General features: G+C 59.7%; 7 protein-coding genes. 4 read left to right on the top strand and 3 right to left on the bottom strand.

Features of this window, described 5'->3' with window-relative positions:
* Positions 1-475: 475 nt before the first annotated feature.
* The gene (gene rhtA, locus BM300_RS09900) at positions 476-1,366 is read left to right on the top strand and encodes a threonine/homoserine exporter RhtA (RefSeq protein WP_072348772.1); all 891 of its coding nucleotides are present in this window, start codon (positions 476-478) and stop codon (positions 1,364-1,366) included.
* A gap of 168 nt (positions 1,367-1,534) precedes the next feature.
* On the top strand, positions 1,535-1,816 hold the full coding sequence (locus tag BM300_RS09895) for a hypothetical protein (protein ID WP_014337379.1): 282 nt from the start codon (positions 1,535-1,537) through the stop codon (positions 1,814-1,816).
* Positions 1,817-1,822: 6 nt separating this feature from the next.
* Here the strand turns inward: BM300_RS09895 and BM300_RS09890 are convergent, their stop codons facing one another.
* Positions 1,823-2,392 carry a TetR/AcrR family transcriptional regulator gene (locus tag BM300_RS09890; RefSeq protein WP_018600292.1) on the bottom strand — a complete coding sequence of 190 codons (570 nt, stop codon included), beginning with the start codon at positions 2,390-2,392 and terminating at the stop codon, positions 1,823-1,825.
* Between the two features lie 90 nt (positions 2,393-2,482).
* Between BM300_RS09890 and BM300_RS09885 the strand changes: the two genes are divergently transcribed.
* Together BM300_RS09885 and BM300_RS09880 are read left to right on the top strand one after the other, a co-directional pair.
* Positions 2,483-3,211: an SDR family oxidoreductase gene (locus BM300_RS09885; RefSeq protein WP_072348769.1), complete on the top strand. Its 729-nt coding sequence runs from the start codon at positions 2,483-2,485 to the stop codon at positions 3,209-3,211.
* A gap of 32 nt (positions 3,212-3,243) precedes the next feature.
* On the top strand, positions 3,244-3,834 hold the full coding sequence (locus BM300_RS09880) for a 2-hydroxychromene-2-carboxylate isomerase (RefSeq protein ID WP_092462699.1): 591 nt from the start codon (positions 3,244-3,246) through the stop codon (positions 3,832-3,834).
* Positions 3,835-3,843: 9 nt separating this feature from the next.
* Here BM300_RS09880 and BM300_RS09875 read toward each other — a convergent pair whose 3' ends face one another.
* Together BM300_RS09875 and BM300_RS09870 are read right to left on the bottom strand one after the other, a co-directional pair.
* A complete protein-coding gene (locus BM300_RS09875) occupies positions 3,844-5,652 on the bottom strand; it encodes an aminopeptidase P family protein (protein ID WP_092147446.1) in 1,809 nt (602 codons plus the stop codon).
* A gap of 45 nt (positions 5,653-5,697) precedes the next feature.
* On the bottom strand, positions 5,698-6,864 hold the full coding sequence (locus BM300_RS09870; RefSeq protein ID WP_092462697.1) for a cysteine desulfurase family protein: 1,167 nt from the start codon (positions 6,862-6,864) through the stop codon (positions 5,698-5,700).
* Between the last annotated feature and the right edge of the window lie 86 nt (positions 6,865-6,950).

The raw sequence follows: 6,950 nt of genomic DNA, 5'->3' as shown, positions 1-6,950 counted from the left end.
CGCCCCGTGTATCTGTCAAGCGGTTATTTTCAGAAGTTTTCAAAGTTTCGCTTCGGAAACATCAACAACTTCAACCACTTGCGCTTCCGATCTCTCGTTAGCGGGAGGCGAATTCTACAGCGTTACTCGCTGCTGTCAACACCTCTTTTTCACCGCTTTCGACCGAGAAGATCGAACCGCCGATAGAGCCAAACAACACCGCTCCACCTGCTCCTTCCGGACCTCGATGAACTGAAGCCCTGCACCTTCGAAACCTACTTAACTCATTGAATCTCAAGGAGTTTTCCGTTTCGACTGCGCCGGAAGTGGGGCGAATTATAGACTTCCAGAATCTGCCGTCAACCCTTAATTTGATTTTTCTATCTTTAGCCCGACATGACACTTAAATCTGCCCGGTATATAGACGGAATCGCTGCATATGCGCAATATACTGCTCAACATTGCCCCCCGCCTTTATTCTGGACGACACTTCGTAATGACACCCCCTCCACATCGCAGCCTGGCCGCCACCCTGTATCCGGTTGCCCTACTATTAATAGCCATGGCCTCCATTCAATCGGGAGCCTCCCTCGCCAAAAGCATGTTCCCTGTAGTGGGCGCACAGGGCACAACAACGCTGCGACTCATTTTTGCCAGCCTCATCATGCTGTTATTGCTACGTCCCTGGCGCGCCAAGCTCACCGCCCAATCCCTGCGCACCGTGATCGTTTACGGGATGGCATTGGGCGGCATGAACTTTCTCTTCTATATGTCGGTTCGTACCGTTCCACTGGGCATTGCCGTAGCACTGGAGTTCACCGGCCCCCTGGCAGTCGCCATATACGCCTCACGCAGGGCAATCGATTTTCTCTGGATCGCCCTGGCAGTCGCTGGCCTGCTTCTGCTTATACCGACCGGTGCGACCAATGCCGGTATTGACCTGCTTGGAGCCGGCTACGCGCTGGGCGCAGGTGTTTGCTGGGCGTTGTACATCCTGTTTGGCCAGAAAGCCGGTGCGGACAATGGCGTACAAACCGCCGCTTTGGGGGTAATGATCGCCGCTCTGTTCGTCGCACCGATTGGTATCGTGCACGCGGGTGCCGCACTGCTCACACCGAGCCTGATTCCAATCGCCATCGGCGTCGCCATCCTGTCTACGGCCCTGCCCTACACCCTGGAAATGATCTCCCTGACCCGAATGCCAGCCCGCACTTTCGGTACTCTGATGAGCGTCGAACCGGCAGTCGCGGCCCTGTCGGGGCTAGTCTTTCTGCAGGAGTACTTGTCCTTGGCCCAATGGCTCGCCATTACCTGCATCATCCTCGCGTCGGTCGGCGCAACGATGACCATGGGCAACACTGCGAAGCCTGCCGTCGCGGCAGATTGAAGCAGGATTTAACGAAGGTCTGGTATTTGCCCCGCATTTAGGCCATGTTTAGACCGGTAACCCAATGTCAGACATGGATTTTTTCATACAGGACGTCATGAACGCTTCAAGCAAGAGCGAACACAATCGTACGTGGACACAAGATCCACGACGATTATAAGGACGGGAATGAAACGAATTTTGATACTGATCGCCGTACTTGCAGTAGCAGGCTGTGCGGCAACATCGAAAACTGAAGTCAAGCGCGGCAAGAAAGGCCTGCACATCAACTGCTCCGGCCTGTCCTCATCCTGGGATCAGTGCGCCGCCAGCGCCGCCAATTCATGTGCTCCCAAGGGTTACAAGGTCATTGCCAAGTCCGGCGACGCCGTCGAGGAGCCCGGGGATTATCCCTTCGGGCTCAACCCCGCTGGCTATACCAGCCGCAGCATGATCGTCATCTGTAAATAGGCCACGTCAGTCGAGCCCTTGCTCGGCCATTCGGCGCCTAATCTCCTCATGACTGGATTTGAGGACGTCACGCTGGACCTGCGGCGTGACCAGCATCCGCGCAACCACCAATGCTCCCACGCATTGAGACAGGATTGCCCAGGCCAGACTGTCGCTTCCCAATATCCGCGCCCAGCTTTCGTGCAAACGACAGATCCACGTTTGCGCCGCCTCCCTCACCTGGACATCCGATCGCGCGATCTCGGCACCCAGCACCGGTAACGCACACCCTGCTTCGGGCTGCTCAACGTGGCTCATGCTCAGGTACTGCTTGAGGCAGCGCTCCAGCTTCATTGAGTCCATCGCACCGTCGCCACTCAGACGATCCAGGCTTTGGGCCAATTCCCGCTCAACAATGGCCTTGAAAAGCTCATCCTTCGATGAGAAGTGGCTATAAAACGCACCGCCGCTCAACCCGATAGCTTTCATCAAACCATCGACGCCGACCGTGGAGAAACCCGACTTCTTGGCAGAGACGGCACTGCTGGCGAGCAGTTTCTCGCGGGTTTCCATTTTGTGATTGGCTGAATATCGCACGGTTCCTGCCCCTGATTGCTCACCTTGACGCTTGCCGGATCTTAGCATAACGTCCGTTTAGTTAACGATCGTTTACCAATGAGGCTGACCATGAATAACAAGAAGGTCGTACTGGTTGTTGGCGCAGGCGATGCCACCGGCGGAGCGATTGCCAAACGCTTTGCGCAGGAAGGTTTTATTGCCTGTGTTACCCGTCGCAGCGCCGACAAACTCGAACCCCTGGTGGATGGAATCCGCGCCCAAGGCGGCGAAGCCCACGGGTTTGCCTGCGATGCACGCAAAGAGGACGACGTGATCGCACTCATCGAGCAAATCGAGAACCAGATCGGCCCGATCGAAGCCTTTGTGTTCAACATCGGCGCCAACGTCCCCTGCAGCATCCTCGAAGAAACCGCACGCAAGTATTTCAAGATCTGGGAAATGGCCTGTTTCTCAGGCTTTCTCAATGCACGGGAAGTGGCCAAGCGCATGGTCAAGCGCCAGCGCGGGACGATTCTGTTTACCGGGGCAACGGCGGGATTGCGTGGCGCTTCGGGGTTCGCCGCATTCGCGGGCGCCAAGCATGGCATCCGGGCACTGGCCCAGAGCATGGCCCGTGAGCTGGGACCGATGAATATTCACGTGGCCCACGTGGTGGTGGACGGCGCCATCGACACTGACTTCATCCGCGATAATTTCCCGGAGAAATATGCCACCAAGGATCAGGACGGCATCCTGAACCCTGAACACATCGCCGACAATTACTGGTACCTGCACAGCCAACCCCGCGACGCCTGGACCTTCGAACTGGACCTGCGGCCCTGGAGCGAACGCTGGTAAACCTCCCCTCACACAACAAGAGAGCAGATCCCATGAGCAAATCGGTGGAGTTTTACTTCGATTTCGGCAGCCCGACCACGTACCTGGCCTACACCCAGTTGCCGACGCTGTGCGCGCAGACCAACAGCCAGCTGATCTATCGCCCGATGTTATTGGGTGGCGTCTTCAAAGCAACCGGCAATGCATCACCAGCGACAGTGCCGGCCAAGAATCCTTACCTGTTCAAGGATCTGAATCGCTTCGCCAAGCGCTACGGGGTCGCCTTCAAGTTCAATCCACACTTCCCCATCAATACACTGCAACTGATGCGCGCGGTGACTGGCATGCAATTGGGCCACCCTGAACGCTTCGAGGCCTTCGTCGATTGCCTGTTCCGCGCCTTTTGGGTGGACGCCCGCAACCTCAATGACCCCACGACCGTCGCAGCAGTCCTGAACGAAGGCGGTTTCGACGCCGACTATGTGCTGGCCCTGACGAACGACGAGCAGGTCAAGCAAGCCCTCAAGACCGCCACTGAAGAAGCCGTCGCACGAGGCGTGTTCGGCGCCCCGAGCATGTTTGTCGGCAACGAGTTGTTCTTCGGCCAGGATCGGTTGGACTTCGTCCGTGAAGCCCTTGCCTGATCCTCTACTTCAAATTGCCATCGTTCGCGTGTTCAGCCATTGCAGTGCGTCACCGTCCAGCAACGGGCCTAAGCGACGCTGAACCTCGGCGTGGTAAGCGTTGAACCAGTCTTTTTCGTCCTGGGTCAGCAAAGAAGGTTCCAGGCAGCGGGTATCGATCGGGCACAGGGTCAGGGTTTCGAACTCAAGGAACTCGCCGAACTCGCTGCTTCCGGCTTCACGGTTCAACACCAGGTTCTCTATACGCACACCCCAGCGACCGGGACGATAAGTGCCCGGCTCGATGGAGGTGATCATGCCAACCTGCATCGCCGTTTGCGGCGCGGCAGCGGCTTGATAGGCAATCACCTGCGGGCCTTCGTGGACATTGAGGAAATAGCCGACACCATGACCGGTGCCGTGGCCGTAATCCACCTGCTCCGCCCAGATCGGTGCGCGCGCGATGGCATCCAGCAACGGCGAAAGAATGCCCCGTGGGAATTTGGCCCGGGACAGGGCAATCACGCCCTTGAGCACGCGCGTGCAATCTCGTTTCTGCTCGGCAGTGGGTGTGCCGACCGGCACCATGCGAGTGATGTCGGTGGTGCCCCCCAAGTACTGGCCGCCGGAATCGATCAGCAACAGGCCATCACCTTCGATGACCGCATGGGCTTCTTCCGTGGCGTGGTAATGAGGCATCGCGCCGTTGGCGTTAAAGGCGGCGATGGTGTTGAAACTCAGGGAGACGAAGTCCGGCCGGCGCGTGCGGGCGGCGGTCAGGTGCTCGTCGATGGTCAATTCGGTGATGCGCTCGCGCCCCCAGGCCCCTTCCAGCCAGGCGAAGAACTCACAGAGCGCCGCGCCATCCTGCTCCATGGCCCGACGGATGTGCTCGGCATCGGCCAGGCTTTTTCGGGACTTGGCCAGCGTCGTTGGGTTGAGACCTTCGACCAGCTTCACGCCGCTGCCCAGATTATCCAGCAAGCCGACCGTCACCCGCGCCGGATCGATCTGCAGGCTCGCACCGTCCGGCACTTCACGCAAAGCGGCGGCGGCTTCGCTGTAATCGCGCAGGGTCACGCCGTCCTGTTCAAGAACGGCACGCAGCGCTGCGTCAACCTTGTCCAGGGCCACGAACAGCGTCGCCTGTTGCTGGCCGATCAATGCGAAGGAAACGAACACCGGGTTGAACGACACATCCGCGCCGCGCAGGTTGAACAACCAGGCGATGTCATCCAGCGTGGCGATGAAATGCCAGTCGGCACCACGCTCCTTGAGGGATTCGCGCAGCTTGGTGAGTTTCTCGACCCGGCTGACGGTCGCCTGGGGCGGTAAATGGGCATAGACCGGCTGATCCGGCAAGCTTGGGCGATCGCTCCAGGCCTCCTTGAGCAGATCGATGTCGGTACGCAACCGCGCGCCGCGCTCCGCAAGTTTGCCACCCAGGGTTCGGGCCGATGCCACGGCCATGACCGCACCGTCGACGGCGACCACCCCACCCTCAGGCGTTTGTTCCGCCAGCCAGTCCAAGGGGCCGGGTTGGCCGGGAATGAGCTTGACCAGTTCGATACCACTGCCCTCCAGTTCCTTGGTGGCCTGCTCCCAGTAACGGCTATCGGCCCAGACGCCAGCGAAACTGCCCGTCACGATCAAGGTACCCACCGAGCCATGGAAGCCCGACAACCATTGCCGCCCCTGCCAATAGCCCGGCAGATATTCGGACAGATGCGGGTCGGCCGATGGCACCAGAAGCGCATGAATGCCCTCTCGGCTCATCAGTTGGCGGATTTTGGCCAGGCGCTGGGGAACCAGTCCACGGGACAAAGGCTCGGTGCTCATTGTTTCTCCTGCTCATTGATATTGTTGTTCGATGCCGAAAACGGCTTATGGGGTCGTGGCCCAGAACGCCGGCGCAGTCGCGCACGCCGCCTGGATCAGCCGCACCGCCTCGTCGATATCCTGTTCAGTGGTAAAGCGGCCCAGGCTCAGGCGAATGGTTCGCCCGGCCGCGCGCGCATCGTGCCCCAGGGCCAGCAGCACGTGGGACGGGCTGTTCTGCGCCGAATTGCAGGCCGAGGTGGCGGAAAATGCAATCGATGCGCTCAACGCCGCCGGGTTGAACTCACCTTCGTTGAAGGTCAGGCTCAGCGTGTGGGGAATCCGGCGGCTCGCACTGCCGTTTATACGCACACCGGGCAAGGCCCGCAGCGGCTCAAGCAAACGATTGCGCAACCGGGCAATTTTAGCGAGTTCTTCGTCGAATGCCTCGGCCGCGAGTTCGAATGCGGCGCCCATGGCTGCGATCTGGTGGGTCGCCAGGGTCCCGGAGCGCAAACCACCTTCATGCCCACCGCCGTGAATCTGTGCCGACAAACGTGGCCGGGCACGCTCGCCGACGTAGAGCGCACCGATGCCCTTGGGGCCGTAGATCTTGTGCGCGGAAAAAGACATCAGGTCCACCGGCCAACGAGACAGGTCGATCTGCACCTTCCCGGCGCCCTGGGCTGCGTCCACATGAAACAGCGCACCGTGCTCGCGAACGATCTCGCCGATGGCGATGACGTCGTTGACAGTGCCCAACTCGTTGTTCACCAGCATCAGCGACACCAGGAACGTGTCTTCGCGCAACGCCTCGCGAACCGCTTGCGGGCTGATCAGGCCCTCGGCGTCCGGCGCCAGCCAGGTCACCGCGACGCCGCTCTCTTCAAGCTGGCGCGCCGTATCGAGAATCGCCTTGTGTTCGATCAGACTGGTGATGACATGGCCGGCGGAACCACCGCGCGCCTGGGCCACCCCCTTGAGGGCCAGGTTATTGGACTCGGTAGCGCCGGACGTCCAGATGATCTGTTCGGGCTGAGCCCCGACCAGTTGCGCCACCTGCTGGCGGGCACGCTCTACCGAGCGCCGAGCCTCCTGGCCGAAGGCATGGGAACTGGAAGCCGGGTTGCCAAAGTTGCCGTCAAAGCCCAGACACTCGACCATGACCCGGATGACCCGCTCATCCACCGGCGTGGTGGCGGCGTAGTCGAAATACAAAGGACGTTTATTCATAGGAAACTCGCAGAGCCTGCTCCGGGATCAGGCGCCCTCGTTGGGTTCGAGACTAGCAATACCTGATCAAAGACCTTAAAGAAGTC

Origin of the sequence: Pseudomonas sp. NFACC46-3 (assembly GCF_900114515.1) — a bacterium.
Classification (GTDB): domain Bacteria; phylum Pseudomonadota; class Gammaproteobacteria; order Pseudomonadales; family Pseudomonadaceae; genus Aquipseudomonas; species Aquipseudomonas fluorescens_Q.
The sequence above is the reverse complement of the archived record's forward strand: the minus strand, read 5'-3'. Positions and strand labels throughout refer to the sequence as shown.

What these genes read in the sequence shown, in the direction of transcription:
- BM300_RS09875 (WP_092147446.1), bottom strand. Translation starts at nt 5,652, where the DNA reads ATGAGCACCGAGCCTTTGTCCCGTGGACTGGTTCCCCAGCGCCTGGCC.
- BM300_RS09885 (WP_072348769.1), top strand. Translation starts at nt 2,483, where the DNA reads ATGAATAACAAGAAGGTCGTACTGGTTGTTGGCGCAGGCGATGCCACC.
- BM300_RS09895 (WP_014337379.1), top strand. Translation starts at nt 1,535, where the DNA reads ATGAAACGAATTTTGATACTGATCGCCGTACTTGCAGTAGCAGGCTGT.
- rhtA (WP_072348772.1), top strand. Translation starts at nt 476, where the DNA reads ATGACACCCCCTCCACATCGCAGCCTGGCCGCCACCCTGTATCCGGTT.
- BM300_RS09880 (WP_092462699.1), top strand. Translation starts at nt 3,244, where the DNA reads ATGAGCAAATCGGTGGAGTTTTACTTCGATTTCGGCAGCCCGACCACG.
- BM300_RS09870 (WP_092462697.1), bottom strand. Translation starts at nt 6,864, where the DNA reads ATGAATAAACGTCCTTTGTATTTCGACTACGCCGCCACCACGCCGGTG.